24 protein-coding genes are annotated in these 22,615 nt (G+C 54.7%); 9 read left to right on the top strand and 15 right to left on the bottom strand.

The annotated features are described in order from the left end of the window. Positions 1 to 3 precede the first annotated feature (3 nt). From KCG48_RS09680 to KCG48_RS09655, 6 genes are all read left to right on the top strand, one after another. Positions 4 to 1,182 carry an acetyl-CoA C-acetyltransferase gene (locus tag KCG48_RS09680; RefSeq protein ID WP_211801710.1) on the top strand — a complete coding sequence of 393 codons (1,179 nt, stop codon included), beginning with the start codon at positions 4 to 6 and terminating at the stop codon, positions 1,180 to 1,182. A gap of 1 nt (position 1,183) precedes the next feature. Further along, the gene (locus tag KCG48_RS09675) at positions 1,184 to 1,840 is read left to right on the top strand and encodes a CoA transferase subunit A (protein WP_211801708.1); all 657 of its coding nucleotides are present in this window, start codon (positions 1,184 to 1,186) and stop codon (positions 1,838 to 1,840) included. Positions 1,841 to 1,844: 4 nt separating this feature from the next. Next, positions 1,845 to 2,498 carry a 3-oxoacid CoA-transferase subunit B gene (locus KCG48_RS09670; RefSeq protein WP_211801817.1) on the top strand — a complete coding sequence of 218 codons (654 nt, stop codon included), beginning with the start codon at positions 1,845 to 1,847 and terminating at the stop codon, positions 2,496 to 2,498. Between the two features lie 46 nt (positions 2,499 to 2,544). Further along, entirely contained in the window at positions 2,545 to 3,306 is a 762-nt protein-coding gene (locus KCG48_RS09665; protein ID WP_211801705.1) for a 3-hydroxybutyrate dehydrogenase, read from the top strand. Between the two features lie 112 nt (positions 3,307 to 3,418). After that, positions 3,419 to 4,747: a GntP family permease gene (locus tag KCG48_RS09660; RefSeq protein ID WP_211801703.1), complete on the top strand. Its 1,329-nt coding sequence runs from the start codon at positions 3,419 to 3,421 to the stop codon at positions 4,745 to 4,747. Positions 4,748 to 4,892: 145 nt separating this feature from the next. Continuing rightward, entirely contained in the window at positions 4,893 to 5,309 is a 417-nt protein-coding gene (locus KCG48_RS09655) for a VOC family protein (protein WP_211801701.1), read from the top strand. Between the two features lie 51 nt (positions 5,310 to 5,360). Here the strand turns inward: KCG48_RS09655 and KCG48_RS09650 are convergent, their stop codons facing one another. The 6 genes from KCG48_RS09650 to KCG48_RS09625 all read right to left on the bottom strand — a co-directional run bounded on the left by KCG48_RS09650 (position 5,361) and on the right by KCG48_RS09625 (position 11,068). After that, entirely contained in the window at positions 5,361 to 5,789 is a 429-nt protein-coding gene (locus tag KCG48_RS09650; RefSeq protein WP_230977086.1) for an iron chaperone, read from the bottom strand. A 37-nt stretch (positions 5,790 to 5,826) separates the two neighbouring features. Beyond that, the gene (locus tag KCG48_RS09645; protein WP_211801812.1) at positions 5,827 to 7,773 is read right to left on the bottom strand and encodes a TRAP transporter permease; all 1,947 of its coding nucleotides are present in this window, start codon (positions 7,771 to 7,773) and stop codon (positions 5,827 to 5,829) included. Between the two features lie 28 nt (positions 7,774 to 7,801). Further along, the gene (locus tag KCG48_RS09640) at positions 7,802 to 8,266 is read right to left on the bottom strand and encodes a DUF1850 domain-containing protein (protein WP_211801699.1); all 465 of its coding nucleotides are present in this window, start codon (positions 8,264 to 8,266) and stop codon (positions 7,802 to 7,804) included. Then, entirely contained in the window at positions 8,267 to 9,223 is a 957-nt protein-coding gene (locus KCG48_RS09635) for a TAXI family TRAP transporter solute-binding subunit (RefSeq protein WP_211801697.1), read from the bottom strand. It lies immediately after the preceding gene. A gap of 350 nt (positions 9,224 to 9,573) precedes the next feature. Beyond that, positions 9,574 to 10,263 carry a YjjG family noncanonical pyrimidine nucleotidase gene (locus KCG48_RS09630; RefSeq protein WP_211801810.1) on the bottom strand — a complete coding sequence of 230 codons (690 nt, stop codon included), beginning with the start codon at positions 10,261 to 10,263 and terminating at the stop codon, positions 9,574 to 9,576. Positions 10,264 to 10,339: 76 nt separating this feature from the next. After that, complete coding sequence (locus KCG48_RS09625; protein WP_211801693.1) at positions 10,340 to 11,068, bottom strand: hypothetical protein; 729 nt, start codon at positions 11,066 to 11,068, stop codon at positions 10,340 to 10,342. A 196-nt stretch (positions 11,069 to 11,264) separates the two neighbouring features. Here KCG48_RS09625 and KCG48_RS09620 point away from each other — a divergent pair, with 196 nt between their 5' ends. Continuing rightward, a complete protein-coding gene (locus KCG48_RS09620) occupies positions 11,265 to 12,020 on the top strand; it encodes a nitroreductase family protein (RefSeq protein WP_211801691.1) in 756 nt (251 codons plus the stop codon). Beyond that, the gene (locus KCG48_RS09615) at positions 12,017 to 12,904 is read left to right on the top strand and encodes a GNAT family N-acetyltransferase (RefSeq protein ID WP_211801686.1); all 888 of its coding nucleotides are present in this window, start codon (positions 12,017 to 12,019) and stop codon (positions 12,902 to 12,904) included. Before KCG48_RS09620 ends, KCG48_RS09615 begins: the two co-directional genes overlap by 4 nt. 108 nt (positions 12,905 to 13,012) lie before the next feature. Here KCG48_RS09615 and KCG48_RS09610 read toward each other — a convergent pair whose 3' ends face one another. The 3 genes from KCG48_RS09610 to KCG48_RS09600 all read right to left on the bottom strand — a co-directional run bounded on the left by KCG48_RS09610 (position 13,013) and on the right by KCG48_RS09600 (position 15,766). Next, positions 13,013 to 14,692, bottom strand: a complete 1,680-nt coding sequence (locus KCG48_RS09610; RefSeq protein ID WP_211801684.1) for an FMN-binding protein — start codon at positions 14,690 to 14,692, stop codon at positions 13,013 to 13,015. 143 nt (positions 14,693 to 14,835) lie between these two features. Continuing rightward, positions 14,836 to 15,261: a DUF1893 domain-containing protein gene (locus tag KCG48_RS09605; RefSeq protein WP_211801679.1), complete on the bottom strand. Its 426-nt coding sequence runs from the start codon at positions 15,259 to 15,261 to the stop codon at positions 14,836 to 14,838. Next, positions 15,239 to 15,766 carry an ECF transporter S component gene (locus tag KCG48_RS09600; protein ID WP_211801678.1) on the bottom strand — a complete coding sequence of 176 codons (528 nt, stop codon included), beginning with the start codon at positions 15,764 to 15,766 and terminating at the stop codon, positions 15,239 to 15,241. The genes KCG48_RS09605 and KCG48_RS09600 overlap by 23 nt, the downstream gene beginning before the upstream one ends. A 290-nt stretch (positions 15,767 to 16,056) precedes the next feature. On the opposite strand from KCG48_RS09600, the gene KCG48_RS09595 reads away from it, so the two are divergent. Beyond that, a complete protein-coding gene (locus KCG48_RS09595; protein WP_211801667.1) occupies positions 16,057 to 17,376 on the top strand; it encodes a DUF362 domain-containing protein in 1,320 nt (439 codons plus the stop codon). A 104-nt stretch (positions 17,377 to 17,480) separates the two neighbouring features. Here KCG48_RS09595 and KCG48_RS09590 read toward each other — a convergent pair whose 3' ends face one another. The 6 genes from KCG48_RS09590 to KCG48_RS09565 form a co-directional block, all read right to left on the bottom strand. Further along, positions 17,481 to 18,437 (bottom strand): NAD(P)H-dependent glycerol-3-phosphate dehydrogenase, encoded by a 957-nt coding sequence (locus KCG48_RS09590; RefSeq protein WP_211801665.1) that lies wholly within the window; start codon positions 18,435 to 18,437, stop codon positions 17,481 to 17,483. 199 nt (positions 18,438 to 18,636) lie between these two features. Next, positions 18,637 to 20,682 carry an LTA synthase family protein gene (locus tag KCG48_RS09585; RefSeq protein ID WP_211801663.1) on the bottom strand — a complete coding sequence of 682 codons (2,046 nt, stop codon included), beginning with the start codon at positions 20,680 to 20,682 and terminating at the stop codon, positions 18,637 to 18,639. 13 nt (positions 20,683 to 20,695) lie between these two features. Next, on the bottom strand, positions 20,696 to 21,160 hold the full coding sequence (locus KCG48_RS09580) for a 23S rRNA (pseudouridine(1915)-N(3))-methyltransferase RlmH (protein WP_211801662.1): 465 nt from the start codon (positions 21,158 to 21,160) through the stop codon (positions 20,696 to 20,698). Then, positions 21,157 to 21,771 (bottom strand): hypothetical protein, encoded by a 615-nt coding sequence (locus tag KCG48_RS09575; RefSeq protein WP_211801661.1) that lies wholly within the window; start codon positions 21,769 to 21,771, stop codon positions 21,157 to 21,159. The genes KCG48_RS09580 and KCG48_RS09575 overlap by 4 nt, the downstream gene beginning before the upstream one ends. Before the next feature lie 134 nt (positions 21,772 to 21,905). Further along, entirely contained in the window at positions 21,906 to 22,409 is a 504-nt protein-coding gene (locus KCG48_RS09570; RefSeq protein ID WP_211801659.1) for an SEC-C metal-binding domain-containing protein, read from the bottom strand. After that, positions 22,406 to 22,615 carry a hypothetical protein gene (locus KCG48_RS09565; protein ID WP_211801658.1) on the bottom strand — a complete coding sequence of 70 codons (210 nt, stop codon included), beginning with the start codon at positions 22,613 to 22,615 and terminating at the stop codon, positions 22,406 to 22,408. The genes KCG48_RS09570 and KCG48_RS09565 overlap by 4 nt, the downstream gene beginning before the upstream one ends.

Below are 22,615 nucleotides of genomic sequence, written 5' to 3'. Positions count from 1 at the left end.
GTTATGAGAGAAGTCGTTATCGTATCCGCCCAAAGAACCCCCATCGGAGCTTTTGGTGGAGCATTCAAGAACATCTCCGCTGTCGAACTGGGTACTGCCGCAGTTAAAGGCGCCCTGGAAAAGATCGCTTTGGATCCCAAGCATGTGGATGAAGTGATCCTGGGCAACGTTCTTCAGGCTGGACTCGGCCAGAATGTATCCCGACAGGTGGCCGTCCATGCCGGCATTCCCGTCGAAGTTCCTTCCCTGACCATCAACAAGGTCTGCGGATCCGGATTGAAGGCAGTTCAACTGGCCTACCAGGTCATTGCATTGGGTGAAGCCGATGTCGTGGTTGCCGGCGGGACCGAGAACATGAGCCAATCCGCCTACGTCATGCCTGGAGCCCGCTGGGGTCTGCGCATGGGTGATGGAAACCTCGTGGACACCATGGTTTATGATGGACTCACCGATGCCTTCCACAAATACCATATGGGCGTCACTGCCGAAAACATCGTCGAGCAGTTCCATCTGGAACGACAGGATCAGGATGAACTGGCAGTATCCAGCCAGAACAAAGCCGAAAAGGCCATCCAGGCCGGACGCTTCAAGGATGAGATCACCCCGATCTATGTTCCCCAGCGTAAAGGCGATCCCCTGGTCATCGACACCGATGAATATCCCAAGTTTGGAACCACCCTGGACAGCGTAGGTAAACTCAGACCGGCATTCAAGAAAGACGGTACTGTCACCGCTGCCACCTCCTCCGGAATCAATGACGGCGCAGCCGTATTGGTGGTCATGAGCCGGGAAAAGGCTGATGAACTTGGCCTTAAGCCGCTGGTCACCATCCGCTCCTCCGCTTCTGCCGGGGTAGATCCCAGCATCATGGGCTGCGGCCCCATCCCTGCCACCCGAAAAGCCTTGGAAAAGGCCGGACTGGAAATGAAGGACATCGATCTGGTGGAAGCCAACGAAGCCTTCGCCGCACAAGCCTTGGCCGTCCTTCGTGAACTGGACGCCGATATGGAAAAAGTCAATGTCAACGGTGGAGCCATCGCCCTGGGTCACCCCATCGGCGCCAGCGGAGCCCGTATACTCGTCACCCTGATCCACGAAATGCAGAAGCGGGAAGCCCGATACGGCTTAGCCACCCTTTGCATCGGCGGCGGACAGGGAATCTCGATGATCGTGGAGAAGTAGAATGAACAAAATAATCAGCTTACAAGAAGCCGTGAACCTGGTCAAGGACGGAGACGTCCTCATGGTCGGTGGATTCCTCGCTGTAGGATCCCCCAACCGCCTCATCGATGCCCTGGTTGAAAAGGGCGTCAAGGATCTGACCCTCATCTGCAATGACTCCGGTTTTGTGGACAAAGGCGTCGGCAAAATGGTCGTCAACAAGCAGTTCAAGAAAATCATCGCCTCCCATGTGGGCACCAACAAAGAAACCGGCCGTCAGATGCTTGAAGGAGAAACCGAAGTGGTTCTGGTTCCCCAGGGAACCCTCATCGAGCAGGTCCGCGCTGGCGGACACGGACTGGGCGGTGTCCTCACCGCCACCGGTCTCGGCACCGAAGTGGAAAAGGGCAAAGACAAAGTTGTGGTGGACGGCAAGGAGTATCTCCTGGAGAAACCCCTGCGCGCCAACGTGGCCATCATCTTCGGAAACATGGTGGACAAGTACGGCAATATCCACTACCTGGGCTCCACCCGAAACTTCAACAACATGATGGCTGCTGCGGCAGACGTCACCATTGTGGAAGCCAACCAAGTGGTGGAAATCGGCGAACTGGATCCCAACTCCGTTCATACTCCTGGAGTATTCGTTAACTACATCGTGGATGGAGGTGCGCTGTAACATGATGGACAAAGCATTAGTTCAAGAATTCATCGCCAAGCGCGTGGCCCACGAATTAAACGACGGCGACGTCGTGAATCTGGGCATCGGCCTTCCCACCAAGGTGGCCAACTATGTTCCTGAGGGAAAGACCGTCATCTTCCAGTCCGAAAACGGATTTGTCGGCCTCGGCCCCTCCCCCAGTGAAGAAGAAGCCAACCCCTACATCACCAATGCCGGCGGAATCCCCGTCACCATCATGCCTGGCGGAGCCTTCTTCGACAGCGCCACATCCTTCGGCATCATCCGCGGCGGCCATGTGGACCTGACGGTTCTCGGTGCCCTGCAGGTGGATGAAAAGGGCAACATCGCCAACTACATGATCCCGGGCAAAATGGTTCCGGGCATGGGCGGAGCCATGGATCTTCTCTCCGGTGCCCGCAAGGTCATCGTGGCCATGGAGCACACGGCCAAGGGAAGCCCAAAAATCCTGAAGCACTGCAACCTGCCCCTGACGGCCAGAGGTGAAGTGGATCTCATCATCACCGAAATGTGCGTCATCGAAGTTACCCCGGAAGGCCTCCTGCTGAAGGAAGTCAACCCGGAGTACACCATCGAAGAAATCCAGGCCGCCACTGAAGCTACCCTGATCATTCCGGAACACCTGACCACTATGTAACACGTTAAAAGGGAAACAGTATATTTAGCAAAATGGAGGGATAACTATGTTAAATCAAAAAGTAGCCGTCGTCACTGGCGCAGCCAGCGGCATTGGCCTGGCCATCGCCGAAATGTTCTCCGCTGAGGGAACTAAGGTTGTCATGGTTGACATCAACGAAGCCGCTCTTCAGGAGCATGCCGCCCGTCTTGGCGCCAGCTACATCAAGGCTGACCTGTCCAAGCGCGACGAGAACAAGGCTGTGGTGGATTTTGCCGCCAGCACCTTCGGCACCGTGGACATTCTGGTCAACGTGGCAGGAATTCAGACCGTTTCTCCCGTGGAAAACTTCCCTGAGGACAAATGGGACTTCATGATCAACCTGATGCTGACCTCTCCCTTCCTGCTGAGCAAGTACTCCTGGCCATACATGAAGGAGAACAAGTGGGGAAGAATCATCAACCTGAACTCCATCCATGGTCTGGTCGCTTCTGAGTTCAAGTCCGCTTACGTATCCGCAAAGCACGGCTTGTCCGGATTCACCAAGACTGCAGCTTTGGAAGGCGGCCCCCAGGGAATCACCGTCAACTCCATCTGCCCTTCCTATGTCAGAACTCCCCTCGTGGACAAGCAGATTGCCGATCAGGCCAAGAACCACGGCATCTCCGAGGAAGAAGTTGTGACCAAGATCATGCTTCAGAAGGCCGCTGTCAAGCAGCTTCTTGAGCCCTCCACCGTGGCAGAAGTCGTCAAGTTCCTCTGCTCCGATGCAGCAGCCATGATCACCGGATCCACCATGACCATCGACGGCGGTTGGACTGCGGGCTAAACCCTGACCTGTTCTTATTGTTAAACTGCACAGGCTCGGGAAATCCTGTGCACCATACCACAGGATTTCCCTCCCTGTTGTTTTGCACTAATCCAAATTGAGGAGGAAAAACATGCTAAGTTTATTCGGAATTTTTCTAGGTCTTGCATTACTCATGTTCCTCGCGTACAAGGGCTATTCCATCGTCTGGGTTGCCCCCCTCACTGCAGCGGTTGTTGCTCTCCTGGGCGGACTGAATGTTCTTGATGCCTACATGGGACCCTATATGGAAGGTCTTGTGGGATTCGTCAAGTCCTGGTTCCCTGCCTTCATGCTCAGCGCCATCTTTGGTAACCTCATGGACTACACCGGATCGGCAAAAGCCATCGCCATCTGGCTCACCAAGACCCTGGGCTCCAAGAGCGCCATTTCCGCCATCATCCTCGGATGCGCAGTTCTGACCTTTGGCGGCGTCAGCCTCTTCGTGGTCGTATTCGCCATCTATCCCCTGGCTCTGGCCATCTTCAGAGAAGCCAATATCTCCAGAAAGCTCATCCCTGGCGCCATTGCAGCCGGTGCGTTCACCTTCACCATGACGGCTGTTCCTGGAACACCCCAGATCCAGAACCTGATCCCCATGAAGTACTTCGGAACTTCCCCCACAGCAGCCCCCATCATGGGTCTCACCGCCACCGCCATCCTGTTCTTCGGTTCCGTGTTCTACCTGGAATGGAAGAAGAGAAAGCTGGAGTCCCAGGGTGAAGTCTTCACCGAGCCCGATGCCGCTCACGCCGCAGCCCATGTGGAAGAAAAAGATCTTCCCAATGTGCTTCTGGCCATCATCCCCCTGCTTTGGGTCATCATCATCCTGAACTTTGTTCCTTCGATGATCGGCCTCAAGGCTTCTGATCCCAAGAACATCATCATCGCACTGCTCACCGGTATCTTCGTCACCATGATCCTGAACTTCAAGAAGCGTTCCGGATTCATCGCTGTCGTGGGCAAGGGCGCTCAGGGTTCCATCGGAGCCATCCTGAACACCGCTGCTGCCGTCGGATTTGGTACCGTCGTGAAGACCGTTCCCGGATTCGCTGAGCTGACCAACATTCTGCTCTCCATCCCCGGAAGCCCGCTGATCTCCCTTTCCGTGGCTGTTAACCTGCTGGCAGGTGCCACCGGATCCGCATCCGGCGGTATGGGAATTGCGCTGGAAGCTCTTGGTTCCAAGTACATGGACCTGGCTACCCAGAACAACATCAACCCCGCAGCCTTCCACAGAATCGCATCCCTGTCCTCCGGCGGTCTGGACACCCTACCCCACAACGGCGCAGTGCTCACCCTGCTGAACAACACCGGCATGAGCCACAAGGATTCCTACATCGACATCATGGTTACTTCCTTGATCCTGCCAGTTGTGGCCACCATTCCTGCCATTATCCTGGCAAGCTTGGGCATCTACTAAAAATCAACGTGTACCCATATACCCTGAAGAAGAGCGAAGGTTTACCTTCCTCTTCTTTTTTATCCTCCATTTCCGGCTCATCAGACTGTACAATCCCTTCCCTTTTCGACTATGCTGAAGATAATGAATCAAAAGGAGGTCTCCCATGGAACGACCCTTCATCTTACTCGACACCATCACGCTGGACTGCCTGGAGGAGGATATCCCGAAGCTCATGGACTTCTATGCAAAGCTCACGGGATTTCAGCCAGAGATCGTGGATGGGGTGACCTATCCCACGCTGCTTGGCCGACATCTGGCCCTGTCCTTTTTCGCTGTGAACCACTACATTCCCCCCACCTTCCCTTCCCCGGCCATAGGTCGCCAGATCCATCTGGATTTCTACGTCACGGATCTTCCCTCTGCCGTGGCCTTTGCCCGGAGCATCGGCGCTAAAGACTCCCCCAGGCAGTTTCATGACTCTTACCACATCCTCTTTGATCCCGTGGGTCACCCTTTCTGCCTCTCGACCAACGGCCCCACCGTGCCCAAGGCTTTCCTGGAGGAGCAGTCACATCCATAAAGAAGCGGACAGCCAAGGGGTGATCCTTGTCTGTCCGCTTCTCTATTTGAACTAGGATTTCTTTTGGGCGGCTTTCTCCGCTTTCTTTCGCTTTCGTTCTTCCTTCAGCGCCTCCACGGCCTTCAGCCGATACTGGACGATGCGCCGAATAAGGGGAAAGGGCAAGGGCTCCGTCAGGGGAATTCGGATGGTCCCCTTGGATGTGCTGTACCCCTTCAGTTCCTCCGCAAACACTTCCATGGCCTCGGAACCCGGATAGACTCCGATATGCCCCTCAAAGGCCGCAAAATGGATAAGATTCTGTTCCTGATGAAAGGTGGGCAGCCCGTAACTGATCTTTTCCTTGGCCAGGGGCGCCTCTTCCCGGATGACTTCCCTTAAAGCTTTCAGCTTTTCCTGAACTTCTGCGGGACAGGCGGCGATGTAGGCGTCAATTTCATTGGGCATCATGGGGTCCTCCTGCTCATTTTCTTTCATCATATCAGCTTCTTCTGCCCCTGAACAGTACCCCGAAAGCTTAGGCTGAAACCAGTTCGGCCTTCTTCATCTTGGTCCGCTGACCCATGATCATCAGGGCAATGACGGCGATGCCGAGAACATCAGTGATCATATTGGGATCGATGAGCATGAGACCTCCAGCCAGGATGACCAGGCGCTCCCAGGGCGCCATCCTGGTGAACATATAGCCTTCCATGCCCGCTGCCACGCCATAAATGCCCAGGAGGGACGTGAGGACGATGCGCCCCACCTCCAGCGGCGTGGTGTCGATGAGGAGCATGGCGGGGTTAAAGGCAAAGATATAGGGAACGATGAAGGCGGTGATGGCCAGACGCGTGGCCAGAACACCGGTTTTGAAGGGATCCGAATGGGCGATGGCGGATCCCGCATAGGCCGCCAAAGCCACCGGCGGGGTGATATCGGCCACGATGCCGAAGTAGAAGACGAACATGTGGGCGGCCAGCATGGGGACGCCCATACTCATGACGATGGGCGCTGTAATGGTGGCCATGATGACATAGTTGGCCGTGGTGGGGACGCCCATCCCCAGAATGATGCAGCTCACCATGGTGAGGAAAAGGGCCAGGAGCTTGCTCGTGCCCGCCACGGACATGAGGACGTGGAGTAGATCCTGTCCCAGCCCCGTGAGGGTGACGATGCCCACGATGATGCCCGCCATGGCACAGGCCACAGCCACCCCCATGGTGTTCTTGGAGCCATTGGCAAGAGCTTCCCCAAAGGTTTTCGGCGTAAGCCGGGTCTCCTTGCTGAACATGCTCACCACCACCGCGGTGAAGATGGCATAGACGGCGGAGTAGGCCGGGGTTCGACCCAGACTCATGAGAACCACCAGGGTGACGATGGGCAGGAACAGATACCCTTTCTTCCAAAGGAGTTTCCAGAAGTTCGGCAGGGTCTCCTTGGGAAGTCCCTTAAGGCCCAGCTTCTTCGCTTCAAAATGGATCATCATGAAGATGCCGGTGAAGTAGAGAAGGGCGGGCAGAATCGCCGTCATGGCGATGACCGCATAGGGGGTATCCGTCATTTCCGCCATGAGGAAGGCTGCCGCACCCATGATGGGGGGCATGATCTGTCCGCCGGTGGAGGCGGCAGCTTCCACGGCGGCCGCAAACTCGGGCTTATAGCCCGTCTGCTTCATGATGGGAATGGTGACACTGCCGCTGCCTACGGTATTGGCCACAGAGCTTCCGGAATACATCCCTTCCAGGGCACTGGAGATGACGGCTACCTTAGCGGGTCCGCCGGAGGCGTGCCCGGCAACGGAGTTGGCCAGATCAATGAAGAAAGTGCCGATGCCGGTCTTTTCCAGGAAAGACCCCAGAATGATGAAGAGCACGATGAAGGTGGCACAAACGCCCAGTGGGGTGCCGATGATGCCGTCTGTGGTGTAGAACAGCTGATGGATCACCCGCTTCACCGTGTGTCCGCTGACAAAGGCATAGGTGATGAAGCCTCCGGCCACCACCAGGATGGGCAGCCCCACCACTCGGCGGCAGAGCTCCACCAAAAGCACCAGACCCAGAATGCCCACGGCAATTTCCACCGTGCCGATGTTCACGGCCTTGGCCACAATGGCTTCAAAGTTGAAGACATAGTAGAAATACGCGCCGGAACCCAGGAGGGCAAAGAGCACATCATACCAGGGAATGGTGTTCACCCAGGATGCATGATTCTTCTTGATGGGATAGAGCAAAAAGCCCAGGAGGATCAAAAGACCTAAAAAGGAAGCGCGGCGCACCTGCTCCGGAGGGGTGGCGATGAGTGTCATCCAGAACACATAGAGGGCAAACGCCACCAGGAGCCCCTCCATGATCTTCTGGGGTAGTCCCGTGAAATGCCGGGTATTGGACTCCCGGTCAAATTCCGCCATGAGCTCCTCCACGGCTTTCGGTGAACTGCCAGTTCCTGGTGCGGTGGTCTCCACCAATTTTGTCTTTCGTTTCATCTCTCTCACTTCTTTCCCTCTTTCCCTTTTACGGTTTCACTTCAATAATTATGCCTGCATTCTTCCCGCAAAGCTGGGTGAGACTGTAGGTTTTCCCTTCAATGGTCAGGGTATGGTCTGATACGGTTCCCACGATGAGCCGAAGATCGGGATACGAGTGCGAAAATCCCGTGATGACCATCTGTCCCTTTTCGTCATAGCTGAGCGTTTCCCCGGGCAGAAGATCGCTTTCCACCCCTGCGCCCAGGCCGGTGTACACGGTCTTTACCGCCCGCAGGTGATCCCCCTCCACGGCGAAAACATCCAGGATGGGGCTTTTATTCACCGAGTGGACAAAGGAGAGGGAAAATTCCGTTCCCTCCTCTACCACCCAGGTTCCGTAGACCTTTCGCGTGTCTCCATCCCGAAGGATCAGCCTCTTTTCCCCCTGCCGGGTAAAAAGCAAGGCCAGCGCCACTAGAAGCAGCGCCGCCAGAACTCCAATCTTTTTCATCTACTTGAGAATTCCGATTTCCTTGAAATACTTCTCTGCGCCCTTATGGAAGGGAATGGAGATTCCATCCACGGCGTACTGGGGGTCCAGCTCCTTGCCCTTGGCATGGGCGGAGGCGATGGCGTCCTTGTTTTCAAAGAGGGCCTTGGTGAGCTTGTAGACCAGATCCTCCGACAGCTCATTGCTGACGATGAAGGTGGCTTTCACCGCTACGGTGCGGATATCTTCATCCACGCCCTTGTAGGTTCCTGCCGGAATATCATAGGCGGTATAGAAGGGATGGGCACTGATGAGCTTGTCTGCTGTGGCCTCATCCACGCCCAGGATCTTGATGTCCTTGGAGGTGACCAGATCCATGATGGCCGTGGTGGGTGCGCCGGCGGTGCAGAAGAACGCATCGATCTTGGCATCCTTGAAGGCATCGGCAGAAGCGGCAAAGCTGAGATTCTGCTTGTTGATGTCATTAAAGGTGATCCCATAAGCTTCCAGAATCTGCTTGGCGTTGAACTCCACGCCGCTGCCGGCATCGCCGACGGATACATTCTTTCCTTTGAGATCGGCGATGGTTTCAATGCCGGATGCCGGATCAGCCACAATCTGAACCACCTCGGCATAGACCGCCGCCATGGCAGAGAATCCCTTCACCGCACCATCGGCGGCAAACAGGTCCGTGCCATTGTAGGCATAATCCATGACATCGTTCTGGACGATGGCCATGTCCACTTCCTTGGCATCTATAAGCTGAATATTCGCTTTGGACGCCCCGGTGGACTGAATGTTGAAGGACACGCCCGCCTTGCTTCCCAAAATCTGTCCTACGGCGGTGCCGAAGGAATAATAAGTGCCGGTGTTTCCTCCCGTCGCCAGCTTTACGCTGTTTCCCTTGCTGCCGCAGGCGGACAGCAAAGCGGTGGACAGCAGGGCGATTCCCATCATGGTGATCCATTTCTTCTTCATGTTCCCATCTCCTCACATCTCGTTTTCTTTTGACTTACAAGAATTGTATAAGAAGGCCCGATGTGCTGTCAAGGGAAATTCCGGGAAAAATGCATTTTTTAAAAACATTTCTTGCATTTTTTCTTTCATTCAACCAATGCCATCCTTCAAAATATGTTTCTGAATTTATGTAAATCTTTTAATATCAGTACATTCATGCTCATTCACGAATCCTTCATTTTTAAAAATCATTGAGTGGACTCTTCGATCCTTGCGATTTTCATTTTCAATTCTTGCAACTCACCTCGGACACCCCTTCAATTTGCGGATAGAAAAACATCCGGACGGTTTCCCTGTCCGGATGTTTTCGCTTAGCTATTCAGGAGCGTCTGGAGCTCATCCAAGCTCCTTATTTCAAAGTTCGGGTGAATGGAGGTGGCATTGGGGAGCCCTGAAGGGTTATACCAGCAGGTGGCGATGCCGAAATCCCGGCCACCCCGGATATCCGAGGAAAGATTGTCCCCCACCATGAGCACTTGGGCCTTGTCCGTATGGCCAAACCGTTCCAGGGTGTACTGAAAAATCCGGGAATCGGGCTTGGCCACGCCAATCTCTTCCGAAATGACGATTTCTTCAAAGTACTTCCCGATGATGGACTGGCGGATCCGCCGAGTCTGGACCTCCGTGAGGCCATTGGTGATGATGCCCAACCGGTATTGTCCGTAAAGACTTTCCACCAGCTCCTGGCTTCCCTCCAGGAGAAAGGAGGCTTCCCCCAGATGACCCATGTAGCTTCGGGCAAACTCCTCTTCGTTAAAATCCGCATGAAGGGCCTTGGCCAGCCGCCGAAACCGCTCCACTTTCAGGGTTTTCTGGGTGATCTTCCCCTCTTCAAATTCCTTCCAGATTCCGTCATTGATTTCCTGATAGATCTTCAGATGATGTTCCAGGTTCTGGTCCAGGTGATACTGGATGAGGGTCTGTTCAAAGGCATACCGCTCCGAGCGCTTGAAATCAAAGAGCGTCTCATCGGCATCAAAAAGTACGATGGAATAGTTCAACATCCTCTCTCCTCTCCGGGGTCTTTTCCTTCTACGTTACCACAGGCCAAGAGAGATGAAAACCCCAAAGCGCGGATCAGGAAGGGGGTAAGCCCTCCGGTACGGGGATCTCCGGGAAGCCGTTCAGGGAACCCAAGGTCAGGGAAATCCGACTCTCCACCACCACATTCTGGATGCTATGGGTAATCTTCAGGGAAAGGTCCTGCAAAAGATCATCGCTCTGGCGAAACGTCATGCGAAAGTCATAGGAAGAAATGGTCCAGGCCTCCGAATCCCAGCCCAGGAGTGTAGCGAGGAGAGCCTTCAGCTCCTCTTCTGTCCATAGGGTGGATGTGCTGAACACCTGCAGATTCTCCTCTTGGCTTCTCTCCATCTGGGTGAGGAGGCGGAGAAATCCGGCAAGATTTTTATTGGACCAGAGGGCGGAAAGCCTGGCGGGATCGGCCCCTTCTGCCACGGGCACACTGCCTTTTGACCAGGAGGCGAAGGGCAGACTGAATTTATGGTAAGCTCTTTCTCCCTCCTGATAGATCCTCAGGAGCTCCCGCTCTCCCAGGGGGCCTAAGGCCAGCGCCACTGTGGTGAGGCTCCGGTCTGTGCTGCGATCCAGGGAAATGTTGCCGAAAACTTTTAGGGGTGGATTTCCGCTTCCCATTTCCAAGCGGTACTCCACCGCCAGGGTCTTGGCCCGGCTGAGGAGGAGGTAATTTTTCAGCGCTAACCGGTACCGGTTGGGGGTTAGAAAGAACAGCCCTCCCCCAAGAAGCACAAGAAGAAGGATTCCCATGGCGATTTTCTTTCCCATAACTTCATCTCCTTCCCTGGATTTTCTTCACCTTACCACAGGCAAAGACATAAGATGCAAAAAATCCATGAACACCGGCAAAATATTCGGAAAATCTTCTCTTTGGCCTTCTGTATTCCCCCTTTCGCCTATGCTACCATGGGAATAAGGATAAACCTTTCTTTGGGTTTGTCCTTCGGAAGGAGTGAACGAACCGATGAATGAAATCCTCATGTCCCTAAAAAACCGAAAATCTGTGCGCCTCTTTGAGGACCGCCCCGTGGAACCGGAGGTGAAGGAAGCGATCCTCCAGGGCGCCATGGAAGCGCCCACGGCGGGGGCCATGATGCTCTACACCATTCTGGACATCACGGATCAGACCCTGAAAGACCGGCTAGCCATCACCTGTGATCACCAGCCCTTCATTGCCAAGGCTCCCCTGGTGCTGATCTTCCTGGCGGATTATCAGCGGTGGGTGGATGCCTTTACCGTGGCGAACTGCCAGCCCAGAAAGCCCGGGGAAGGGGATCTTCTTCTGGCTTACGCCGATGCCCTCATCGCGGCGCAAAACAGCGTCGTGGCAGCGGAATCCCTGGGGGTGGGCTCCTGCTACATCGGGGACATCCTGGAGAATGCCGAAGAGGTTTCCTCTTTTCTCGATCTTCCTCCCTATGTCCTTCCCGCCGCCATGGTGGTCTACGGATATCCCCAGGAATCCCAGAAGCTGCGAAAGAAACCTGCCCGATTTTCCGCCCAGTATATCGTCCAGGAAAACCGGTACCGGAAACTGACGCCGGAGGAACATCTGGCCATGCATGGCCAGCGCCATGCCGCCGGGGGCTATCCCCCCAAAGATGTACAGGCGGACCTTCAGGCCTTCTGTCTTCGCAAGTACCATTCAGCCTTTGCCCGGGAAATGAACCGATCAGCCAAGGTTTACCTGACCCCTTTTCTTACGGAGGACCAGCCATGAGCATTGAAGCTGTCACCCCAAAAAATCTGGAACTGTTTTTAACTTACTGCCGGGAGCATCGCCAGGAGATCGACGATTCCAACCTCTACGACGAGGACCTGGAGGTTTTCCTCCCCAACGGAGAAAACCCTGCCTATCTCCTTCGAAATCCCCAGGGCGACGTCCTGGGGGCCGCGGCGCTTCTCCTGGATGACTATCACCGGCGGGGCAAGGAATCCCGATTTCGGATCCTCCATGCGAAAACCCAGGATCTAGGCCACTACCGGCAGCTCCTGGATGCGCTGATCCCCCATGGTGCGGGCCTCTCAAATTTCTTTATTTTCGCCTATAAAAAGGATCCTGCATATTTGGAAATCCTGAAAGCCTTGGGATTTCTCCCGGGAAGCACGCACTACTTCCTGGTCTATCATCCCCTCTGCGCGAAGCCGCCCGTCCTTCCGCCGGGCTTTGCCTTTCGTCCTTTTCAGCCCCAAGAGGACAATGCCCTTTGGGCGGAAATCCGAAATCTGGCCTTCACGACTTATCCTTCCCTCACCCCGGAATCCATAGCGTCCCTCTATGAAGGATCCACCTACCTGCCAGGAGGCATGCAGTTTCTGCTGGAGGGGGAAACCCCCGTGGCGGTGATCCGGGCAGGCCTGGACAGCTTCGAGGAGGAGCCGGCGGTGAACATCGGACCGGTGGCCGTGCTTCCTTCCCATCAGGGAAGGGGCCTGGGCAAGGTTCTCCTTCGCCACATCCTCGCCTTCGCCCGGGAAGAGGGATTCACCACCGCCGTTCTCAGCGTCAACGGCGCCAATGATTCGGCGGTGAAGCTCTATACCCACGAAGGATTCCGAGAGGAGGCAGCCCTGATTCGCTGCACATTGCCTCTTCAGCCCTGAAGCCCTTTCGTCCGTCCCCTTTCCATGCCAAGAAAAAGAACATCCCCGGGAAAGAGCAGCGCTCTATCCCGGGGATGACTGTTGTATCATGAGGAAACGAAGTTGCGGTTATTTGACCTTCAGGTTGATGGTCACTTTGCTCTCGAAGGATGCCTTGATGGCTTTCACGATATCGCCATGGCCGTCATTGAGGCTCATGGTGGCGCTGGCGGTGACATCGGCCAGCATGGCTTTTTCTTCTGCCGTCAGGGCATCATACTTGGCCTTGTCTGCAGCATCTTCTGCGCCGTCCTTCAGCGGTCTGCCGTTGCGGTCGGAGGTGTATTTCTTGAACCAGTCTTCCACTTCCGTCACGGTTTTGCCGATGAAGAGTTTTTCGAAGGCATCCATCTGGCTGGTCCAGGTGCCGATGCCCACCTTGTAGCCTTCGCCGCGGTCGCGCTTGGTAACCCAGCTTTCCACTTCGGCAAAGAAGTTCTCTTCGGTATCTGCGGTTTTGCCTTCAATCTTCTCATCGTGGTTTTCATCATAGTTATAGCCGCCCTGTCCGGGGAATCCGCTGAAATGCGGCATACCTTCGCCGTCATAGTTGGGGGTGGCTACTTCCAGCTGATCCACATGGATGGCGACAATCTTGCCGTCCTTGTCGAAGAGGGTGGTGGCATAAACCTGATTGAAGCTGTATACCTGAGTCTCTGTGGAGTCTTTTCCGGGGCCGATTCTGGGGGTAAAGGAAACGCCCAGTCCCATGGATTCGGCTTCCGTGACCTTCAGGGCCATTTTCTTCTCATAGGCTTCCTTGATGGCGCCGATGATGTCGCCATGGCCGTCTTTTAAGCTCATGGTGGCGCTGGTGGTAACATCGGCCAGCATGGCCTTGTCATCCGCAGTAAGCGCATCATACTTTGCCTTGTCCGCAGCATCTTCTGCTCCGTCCTTCAGCGGTCTGCCATTGCGGTCAGAGGTATATTTCTTGAACCAGTCTTCCACTTCTTTTACGGTTTTGCCCACAAAGAGTTTCTCAAAGGCATTCATCTGGCTGGACCAGGTGCCGATGCCGACTTTGTAGTTGTCGCCGCGCTGACGCTTGGTCTGCCAGAGATTGATCTCCGCCTTGTAGTTGTCTTCCGTATCTTCCGTCATGCTGTCGATTTTCTCATCATGGTCGGAGTCGAAATTGTAGCCGCCCTGTCCGGGGAATCCGGAAAGATGGGGCATACCATCGCCGTCATAGTTTGGCGTGGCCACTTCCACCTGGTCCACCTTCAGATAAAGAATCTTGCCGTCGCCGTCAAAGAGAGCGCTGGCGAGAACCTGGTTAAAGCTCCAGACCTGGACTTCCTTGTCGTCGGATCCGGGTCCCTTACGGCCAGTGCTGGTCATGCCGAAGCCCAAAAAGACATCAGAGGCGCCCACTTCTCCAGGAGTTTCATTGCTTTCCATGGGCCAGGGATTGGCCTTGGGATCCAGTGCGTTTTTCACCGCATAAATGATGCCGCGGCTGGTGACCGTGGCCCCAGCGATGACATCCACGTCGGCAGAGTTCGCAGCAACAATCTTTGCAGGAAGATCCGTGATGGCTTTTCCGCCCACGGCTGGGGTTTCCTTATCACCCTTGGCTTCCACCTTGGTGATCTTGTCCCCTTCTTTCGTCACGGTGACGGTGATGTCTCCGCCATACCCTTTACCCGTGCCGGTCAAGGTTTTGACATCTCCGCCGCTTTTGGAGCAGGCAGCAAGACTCAGAACCAGACATGTTGACAGAAGAACTGAGATGGTCTTTTTCATGTTTCTACCCTCCGTTAAATATTTTCCCCGTAGACCAATGGTAAATATTGTTCATTGTTAATAATATTTCAACAATATTTACACTATTGGTTAATTCATTAACAATTATAGCGGAAGTAAACGATATCTTCAAGATATTTTTCTTAACTCTGCCGAAGTTCCTCCATCTTTTTCGCCAGCAGCAGGTAGGCTTCCTGGGAGGTCTTGGCCCCCTGGATGGTTTCATCAAAAATACAGGGTCCTCTGCCTGAACGGTTGAGCATCTTCGGAACCAGTTCCACGTAATGGCAGCGGATGTCTTCCTGGTGGAGCAAACTCAGGGCATCGGCGCTCATCCTCGGCGTGGCCACCTGCCGAATGCCCGCCCGCAGGATCAGCCAGGCTGCGGCTTTTCCCACAGCTTTATCCGCCAGGCTGAGCTCCCCTGAAGAGGTATGGGCACTTTTGATGAACTCCAGGAGCGGCCGGATTCCGGAATAGTCCGATGAGAAAATCACCCGGCCATCTTCCCGGATGACGCAGCTGGCCTTTAGCTTTTCCAAATCCTCAATTCGTGCGTACCCTTCCATGGGCAATCTCCTCCTTTTCCAACAGTTTCATCAGGACCGGGATGACCAGAAGCTGCAGCAGTGCCCCCACCAGGCCCTTGGTCAGGGCGCCCGCCACATAGACCCCTGGGGACAGGTGAAGCTGCAGGGCAAACTGCAGGCCATATACCGCAAGGGCCATGGCGCCTCGGCCTGCCAACATGGCCAGAAGCAGGGATCCGGGTAAAGGAACATGCAGCCGCTGATAAAGGGTTCCCGCAACTAATGCGTAAATGGGCAGCTCCGCTGCCATGAAATAGAGAATGGGCACCGGCGGCATTCCCGTGAGGAAAAAGCTAATGGTCAGCATCAAAAGCGATATCAGCGCTGCCGTCCCGGGGCCCAGAAGAAAGGCCGCCACAAACACGGGAAAATGCATGGGGAGAATGAAGCTCCCCCCGGTGGGTCCCAGGATCAGGTGCACCAGTTGAGGAAGCACCACGCCCAAGGCCACCATGAGACCGGAAAAGGTGAGTTTTCGTGTCATCACATTCCCTCCCAGACAGGGCTAACGCCATCTCCCAAGAGACAGCCTTTTTTGCCTTCTACAGGTTCATCGTACCATTTCGCAGCGCCGATGGGAAAGCCCATTCATGATAAGTTTAAATTTTGTCACAAGGAAACCATATTCATGATTTTTTCTTCACAATATTCATCATTGCCCTGGCGTGGGGGGCCGCTCCGTTTGAACTGCCGGAGAGGGAGGGCTATAGTGATTTTGTAGATAGCCTGTTAAGGAAACTGGAATGCTGCCTAAGAAGAAAAGGAGGTCATGACATGTTCAACGCCAAGGTGTCTGTGGTCAAATCCGGCCATCTGCCGGGAAATGCCTCGTTTCTTGCCGGAAAGTTCGTCCGCAATCCAGAGGATATCCGACAGATCAAGGAGGTGGTGAAAAAGGCCGTGGAGATGGCCGTGGGTTCCCCCGATGCCATCATCCATGAAGGCCAGACGGTGCTCATCAAGCCCAATATCGCCTTCCTTGCCCCGCCGGAAAGCTTTGCCGTGGTGGATCCGCGCGTCATTGAAGCCGTTGTGTCTTATTTCAAGGAGAACTCCAAAGCCAAAGAGATCTGGATTGGCGACAATCCCTCCCTGGGCATGCATGTGGGTAAAGCCCGGCCCGCTCTGGAAACTGCCGGATTAACCGCCGCCGCCATCGCCGGCGGAGCGGACCGCATCATCTACTTTGATGAAGAGGAACTGGTGGACGTGGAGGTTCCCGGAGCCACCTTCTTCAAGAAAGCCCAAGTCTTTAAGCCCTTCCTGGATGCGGATGTGGTCATCAATCTGCCGAAGCTGAAAGTCCATCTGGCCGGCACCGTCACCTTAGGCCTGAAGAACTGGAACGGCATCGTCCCCAATGTCCACCCCTCGGGACAGCAGCAGGGCGTTCACCGCATCGATCTGGGACAGAAGATGGCAGATATGTATCGCATCCGCAAGGCTGACCTGACCTTAGTCGATGCCATCATCGGCATGGAAGGGCAAGGCCCCCACGCCGGAACCCCCGTGGAGATGAACCTCATCATCGCCGGAACGGACACCGTGGCTGTGGATGCCGTGAGCTCCTCCATCATGGGCTTTGAACCCATGGAAATCCCCGCTGTGCGCTGCGCGGCCACCGACGGTCTCGGCGAGATCGACCTGGAGAAAATCGAAATTGTCGGAGAACCCCTGGCCAGTGTCCGCCGCTTCTTCAAACGGCCCAATGGCGACCCCATCGGCATGTACAAGGAAATCACCGTCTTTGCCCAGCAGACCTGTCCCGGCTGCTTCGTCAACGTCCGGGGCGCCCTGGATTCCTTTGTGAATACGGGCATCGACATGGGAAAAATGGTGAAGGAGCATGGCGAAATCGTCGTTCTAGGCGGTGGGGTTCCAGACTTCGATCCGGAATTTGCCCGGGGAAAGAATCTTTTCATCACCGGCGACTGCTGGAAATACTTCCCCACCAGGGATAAGGTGGAGAAGGCCGCGGCTTTAGCCAAGAGCGTCACCTACTATCCCGGCTGCGCTCCGGTGTACGTCTTCTCCCAGCTCAATGCGGATCTGCAAAAACTCTCCAAGCAGGAAGAACCGGCCCTCACCCGATAATCCTTTGGAACCAAAAGGACAGCCTCAGTGGCTGTCCTTTCATCTTTTATCCCATTCCCCATGGGATTTACAGAAATGTCATGGAAGTTTTACCATTCTTTGGGTTAGAACTCTTCCTTCAGGCTGCGGACAAAGAGTCCGTTGAGGGTTTCTTTGGGATCCTTACCCTCATAGAGTACGGCATACACCGCTTCCGTGATGGGAAGGTCCACCCCGTAGGTTTCCGAGAGAGCCATGAGGGCCTTCACCGTATAGTAGCCCTCGGCCAGGTCCGTATAGGCCTCTCCCCGAATGAAGCTTTCGCCGAAGGTTCGGTTGTGGCTGAAGGGCGAAAACACCGTGGCCTCGTAGTCGCCCAGATGGCATAATCCGTAGGCCGACAGTTCATTGCCGCCCATGGCCTTGATGAGCCGGGACACTTCCCGGGTTCCCCGGGACATGAGGGCCCCCTTCAGGGAGGACAGATGCAGTCCGTCCAGCATGCCCGCGGCAATACCGATGACATTCTTGGCCGCCCCGCCAATCTCGTTGCCGATGAGGTCATTGCCATAGTAGAAGCGGATAAGGTCATTGGAAAAGTTCTGGATGAGCAGCTCTTTGACCTCTTCCTCCTGAGAATCGATGACCATGCAGTTGGGAATGCCCTTGTAGAACTCCTGGACATGGCCGGGTCCCAGCCAGACAGCGGTTTTGCAGGTGGCATCGGTGAACTCCGCCATGACCTCTGTGAGGCGTTTTCCGGTGCTGATCTCCATCCCCTTCATGCAAAGGACAAAGATCTTGTCCCGAAGGACCAAGGGAGCCAGCTCCGTCATCAGGGCCCGCAGCCCCTGGGAGTTCACGGAAATGACGATGACCTCCGCTTTGGTCGCCTCTTCCAGGTTCGCCGTGAGGCCGATGGACTCGGGCAGGGTAATGAGCCCGTTGGTTCGGGTCTCCTGAAATTCCTTCATATGTTTGGAGGATGCGCGACCATAAAGGCTCACGTCATGCCCTTTCCGGTCCAGGTACCAGGCGATGAACGAGCCCCATCTTCCGCATCCGATTACACTAATCTTCATCTTTTCTCTCCATTCTCTTCAATGAGTTGATGTAACATGCTTCTATTCTGTTGTGCATATCCCCTATTCTAATCCATTCCACCCTCTTGTGCAATTTCTTCTCGCTTTCTTAAGAAAATCCACAGGAGAGCCTCCCCTTCAGGCCCAAAGAAAAATCCGCCTCACGAAAGGCGGATTTTTTCCTGGTTTTTTCGTTCGTTTAGCGGTTCACCACTTTGGCATAGTAGTTTTTTTCCAGAATCTTGGTGGAGAAGTAGAACTGCCGGTCAATCTCCGCAGAGATGGCCTTGCGGTAGTCGTCGGCCGTGGCATACCCTGCCGGCAGTGTGGCGCCGGGATTGAGGGTAAACTGCTTGGTGACGGAGTTGTACTTTCCAAGATCGGTGATGAAGCTTCGGTTGTTGAAGATAATGAGGGGGGCTTTGGTGGAGAACATATCCACGCCCATGAGGAGGCGGGAGTCATACTCCAGGCCCAGCAGGTTGGAAATGGTGGGGATAATGTCCAGACTGGAGACCGGGCGGTCAATGGTCATGGGCTCCATGCCCTTGGCATAGAGGATGAAACTGGATTTGTAGAGTTCGAAGTTGCTTTCCACTTCATGTCCGGCCAGATTGTCGATATCGGCCTTATCCAGTCCATAAGGATAGTGGTCAGCACTCATGGCGATGAGGGTGTTTTCCGCCACGCCGGCTTCATCCAGCTTCTGGAGAAGATACTCCAGCGCCCGATCCAGCTCGATCTGGGTGGCCAGGTAGGCTTTAGCGCCTTCGCTGTAGGGCAGATTCTGAACCAGGGCCTTGTTCTTGCTGGCGATGAAGTTGCCGCCCCAGGTGTAGCGCATATGGCCGCTGACGGTCATGAAGTAGGCATGGAAGGGTTCATCGTGGACGAACTCCTCCGTGGTGACCTCCATCATCTCCAGATCGGATTCCGGCCAGGTCTTGCGCACCTGGAGTCCGTTGCCCAGGCCTTTGTAGTCATAGCCCAGGTTGGGATGGGAGACGTCGCGGTTATAGTAGTTGTAGGTGTGGTTATGGTAGGCCAGGGTCTTGTAGCCGATGTGTCGGAGCTGATTGCCCATGGCGAAGGGCATGGCATTGGAGCCGGACTTGTACATGCTCCAGACCCCGCTCTTGGGAATGAGCCCCGTGGTGGCCACGTATTCACCGTCGGAGGTGGATACGCCCCAGATGGGGTTGTAGAAATTCGTGAAGTTGACGCCTTCGTGGGTCATCTTGTAGAGGGTGGGGGTTACATCCTTGTTCACGGCGTAGTGGGAATACCCCTCGGCGGTGATGAGGATCAGGTTGTAGCCCTTGTATTTTCCGGTGAAGTCATTCTGCAGCGTAGCTTCCCGGTTTTTGAAATAGGTGTGCATCTTGGCGAGCTCCGCATCGGTTCCCGCCTGGGAAAGTAGCTGGTCAAAGTCGATGGTCATGACATTGGGCGCATAGACCTTGGGCGGCTCTTCCGTGGGGGATTCCACCGGAGTCTCCGAAGGGGTTTCTCCGGGGGTTTGGGGCACTTCCACCACAGGAGGCGGGGCTATCACGGGATCAAAGCCCGTGAGGGTACGCTGAAGATCCAGCCGCATGCTGGTCAAAAGCCCCAGCTGGTTGACGGAAGCCACGGGATAGTTGTTCTTGTAGTACATGTCAAAGGCTGAATTCTGCTCCTTGTCGCCCAGGTTGATCCCCATGAGGGCTGCGCCGAAGAAGAGGACAAAGAGCGCCAGGCTGATGCCCCGTTCGGTCCAGGTGAACCGGTAAGTGCTTTTGCGGCTTCGGGCCTTCAGCACCAGGAACAGGACCAGAGGAAGGAAAAGGAGAAGAAGCCAGAGGAAGTTCTTGCGGATCATGAAAAGAATGTCATTCATGAACTCCAGCACCTGTCCTCCATTCTGGGCGGAGAAGACCGTATAGAACGTCTTGAAGATCTTGTAGTAGATGAACTGGGAGGCGAAGAGAATGGTGGTCACCCCCAGGGTGAGCCCCAGAATCAGCGTTCTTCCCCATCCCCGGAAAAAGCTGGTGAGAAGATAGATGCAAAGGGCTGTGGAAGCGGCAAAAAGTGCCGAAAAAATAAGTCCGATGTTGAAAAATGAGGTTTCCGTGTTTACTCTCAGGATGATCTCCATGAAGAAGATGGACCCCATGAGAAAGATCAGCAGATTGAACCCTTCCAGGGCCGATCTTTTTTTGCGTCTGTCCAGATTTCTGGACCTTCTTGTCGTTGTATACATTGGCTCGTCTCCTCTATCCTAACAATGCGTTCAGTGCGTGATGGATCTCTTCCAGGAGCATCCACCGGAATAACTGATGAGGGTAGGTCATCTCCCCAAAGGAGATGCGGTGATTGGCCCGGGCTAAAACGCCTTCGGAGAGGCCCAGACTCCCGCCGATGATAAGCTGTACCCGGCGTCCGGTATCCTGGGCATCTTGAAGGAGGCCTTTGAAGGCGGGACTGTCAGTCTTCTTGCCCGCCAGATCCAGCACCAGCACCTGGGCCTGGGGATGGATGTGCCGCAGGATACCCTCGCCCTCCTGATTCTTGACCTTCTGCATTTCTTTCTCACTGGCCCCCTCGCGGGTTTTTTCATCCTTCACTTCAAGAATGCTGAACCGGCAGATTTTGGACAGTTTTCGCAGCCAGTCCTCCTGGGCATCCCGAAGATAGGGTTCTTTGAGTTTGCCCACCACAATGAGCTCCACCGTCATCATGGCTGGTTCACCGTGATGGAATACAGGATTTTTTCATAGTACTCCCGGTGGTTCTCCAGATTCTTGCTGGCGCTCCAGATGATGCCCTGATAGAAATTGGTCCCATCCTCAAAGACCACAAATCCATAGGTGATGGAAACTCCATCCACCAGGCCCTTGACGTAGAAGCTTCGGGCCGGCTGTCCATCCAGCACCAGGGACTTCATGGGCGTGATCTCCCCTTCCTCCAGATCCTGGAGTGTGGCTTCCCCCGTCAGTTCCCCGTAGTAATCCAGGTCCACCGTGGGGGGCAGCGTGGCCTTTTCATCGGCCAGAAGGATCAGGTAGGAATTGTACTCCTCATTGGCCAGGGAGAGGACCGAGTCCTCATGGAGGGTGGGATCCTCTACCCAGAGGTCCGTGGCTGTGAGGGACAGGTGTTCATCGAGACTTTCATAGACTTTGGGGATTTCCAGATTTTCCCCCGGGGTCTCTTCCGGTCCTCCTGGGGAGAACAGGGCGCACCCGCTGAGAAAAAGCATCAGAATCAGCCCCAAGGGGACAGCTATCCGTTTTTGCATGGCATTTCGTCCGATGGCGGACGTCTCCCCCCTTCCTCGTCTTTCCTTCATGGTAACGTTCTGTCCGGTGAAATTGGTATCAAAAAAGAAAATTTCCCGGATCTTCAGCAAACTTTAAAATCCCGCAGCGGCGGGTACAAAAAAACTCCTTAATCATCATGATCAAGGAGTTTCCTCAGCCTTAACTATGATGCCTTGCCGTGGCATTTTTTATATTTCTTGCCGCTTCCGCAGGGACAAAGATCATTTCTTCCCACTTTGCTCTCATTTCTCACGGTCTTGGAATCCTTCAGGGCCTTCTTCAGCTCTTCGCGCTTCTCCAGGGTGAGGATGTTCTCCCAGGCAGGAATGGTGTAGAGGTACTCTGCTTTGGCATCCAGCATGTTGTAGTAGAGTTTCTCCAGGTTGATGTCCAGCACCAGCTCATCGGTGGCGGAGACATTTTCCAGATCCAGCATGGTGTTCAGGGAATCGTTGATTCCATCGGTAAAGCCCATGACGAACTCATTGGTGGTGTTCATCTCCTTGGCCAGGGCTTCGATGGTGTAGGTGAACTTTTCTTCCGGATGGGCCAGAATCTTGGTGTAGATTCCCCCCTCCACGGCAGAATATTCTTCCCAGAAGGCTTTTTCCCCCTTGGTTTTTACATAATCAACAACCATATCGTTCCAATCTTTGTACAGGCTCATCCGTCAATCTCCTTTTCATCTTGCATTTCTTGGGGTGGAGGGACAATCCCTCCGGGCATGGCCGTCAGCCGATAGGCCGAGGGCTTTTGGCAGTAGGGGCAGGTTCCCGTGGGATCCTCTTGGATCACAGGAAAGGTCTGGCTTTCGAGAATAAAATCATCGATGGCCAGATCATAGTCTTCGAGGCAGCTGTATATTTCCCTCAT

It is taken from the genome of Proteiniclasticum sediminis (genome assembly GCF_018128025.1).
GTDB classification, from domain to species: domain Bacteria; phylum Bacillota; class Clostridia; order Clostridiales; family Clostridiaceae; genus Proteiniclasticum; species Proteiniclasticum sediminis.
This window is presented reverse-complemented; position numbering and strand designations above follow the sequence as displayed.